Here is a 1,294-nt window from a genome sequence, read left to right as displayed (position 1 = left end):
CCCTTTAGGGCGGGGAAGATGTTAACTCCCCAATCGGACCGGTCACGCGGGTAGCGTTGGCGACGAGGTTTACGCCGATTTCGTAGGCTTCGATGGGCATGGCGCTTCTTCAGTCTCTACTCGGTTTCGGCAGCCCGCGCATTGGGCAGTATCCTCCCTTCAATCGCACGTACGACCATTCGACCTATGCCGCGCGCCACCTTCTGTTCATTCCTGAATGCCGCAACGGACAGTTCAGGACGCGGGGGCTGGTAGTTGTTCTGTTCCATGCGGCCCAGTTCAAACACCACGGCCTTGATATCGTCGGAACCGATGGACGCCTCGACGCGCAGCCCGGCGTCACTTACCCGCGCGCCATAGCTATCGCGCATATCCCCACTTCGCAGGCCGGGATCATCGGGCGAGAACCCCTTGCGGATGCGATCATCAATGGTCCGGTCTGCCAGGGGGGCAGTCGGCAACCCCGGCTCTGATCCATCCAGATAGTGTCCGATCTGCATCTTGGTCTCAGTCTTGATAAGATCGGCCCCATCCTGCACGCCACGATGGACGGCATGGGAAATATTCGGTTCCACGCGCTCGCGCAGGTGCCGTATAAAGCCATCCAGCGTGTTGAATTTTCGCGTCATGCTTCGGCATCCATATATCGTCCGATATCCCAGTCAAAACGGGTCGGGATCAGGCCATAGGTTTCGCGGCTCCGCCGTTCCGTGATGGCCACACAGGCAGCAAAGCGCCGCGTGCGTGACCACTTGCTGTCAACATCCCACGGCACCCCGCTATCCGCCAGCAGGAGCATTTCCTGCATAACGGGATGCCTGCTCAGTTTTTTGCCGTTTCCATGTCCACGTCGGCAGGGACGGCCTTCTCTGGCGCATTCTTGTCCTTGGGCGGGTAGAACACTGCCTGGAGCGCCACGATGCCGTCATTGCCGATGCGCCGGGCAAGCTGTTTCACCTGCTCTTTGGTTTCGGGCATTTCCACCGGCACGCCATCGATCGCGTCCACCGAACAGATCATCTGGGCATACCACATCCATGCGCCAGCCGAAGCCGACCGCATGGCCGTCCCGGCCACTTCGATCAGGTCCAGCATATTGCCGGGATCCAGTTCCCGCAGTTCCAGCTTCTTGCCGGATGCCGTCGTGATTTCCTTGGGAATCGTGGTCATGAGATCTTATTCCTGATGCGTGCCATGAAGTCGATATGCTGGGTGACGATGTTTTCGGACTGGTAATGCCCGGCGTGCGTCAGGCGGATGGTGGCACCCTTAACATCTTCCCCGCCCTAAAGGA

Annotated in this window: 3 protein-coding genes; all 3 read right to left on the bottom strand. The window is 59.3% G+C overall.

What is annotated here, in order from left to right:
- Positions 1–116 precede the first annotated feature (116 nt).
- The 3 genes from CFR72_RS17045 to CFR72_RS17035 are packed head-to-tail and all read right to left on the bottom strand — an operon-like array spanning position 117 to position 1,170.
- On the bottom strand, positions 117–629 hold the full coding sequence (locus CFR72_RS17045; protein ID WP_110914831.1) for a hypothetical protein: 513 nt from the start codon (positions 627–629) through the stop codon (positions 117–119).
- Positions 626–808: a hypothetical protein gene (locus CFR72_RS17040; RefSeq protein WP_110914830.1), complete on the bottom strand. Its 183-nt coding sequence runs from the start codon at positions 806–808 to the stop codon at positions 626–628. Before CFR72_RS17040 ends, CFR72_RS17045 begins: the two co-directional genes overlap by 4 nt.
- Before the next feature lie 14 nt (positions 809–822).
- Entirely contained in the window at positions 823–1,170 is a 348-nt protein-coding gene (locus CFR72_RS17035; protein WP_110914829.1) for a hypothetical protein, read from the bottom strand.
- Between the last annotated feature and the right edge of the window lie 124 nt (positions 1,171–1,294).

This window comes from Gluconacetobacter entanii (assembly GCF_003206495.1).
Lineage (GTDB): Bacteria > Pseudomonadota > Alphaproteobacteria > Acetobacterales > Acetobacteraceae > Novacetimonas > Novacetimonas entanii.
The sequence above is the reverse complement of the archived record's forward strand: the minus strand, read 5'-3'. Positions and strand labels throughout refer to the sequence as shown.

Excerpts from the sequence above, each read along its gene's own strand:
- CFR72_RS17045 (WP_110914831.1), bottom strand. The coding sequence starts at position 629 with ATGACGCGAAAATTCAACACGCTGGATGGCTTTATACGGCACCTGCGC.
- CFR72_RS17040 (WP_110914830.1), bottom strand. The coding sequence starts at position 808 with ATGCAGGAAATGCTCCTGCTGGCGGATAGCGGGGTGCCGTGGGATGTT.
- CFR72_RS17035 (WP_110914829.1), bottom strand. The coding sequence starts at position 1,170 with ATGACCACGATTCCCAAGGAAATCACGACGGCATCCGGCAAGAAGCTG.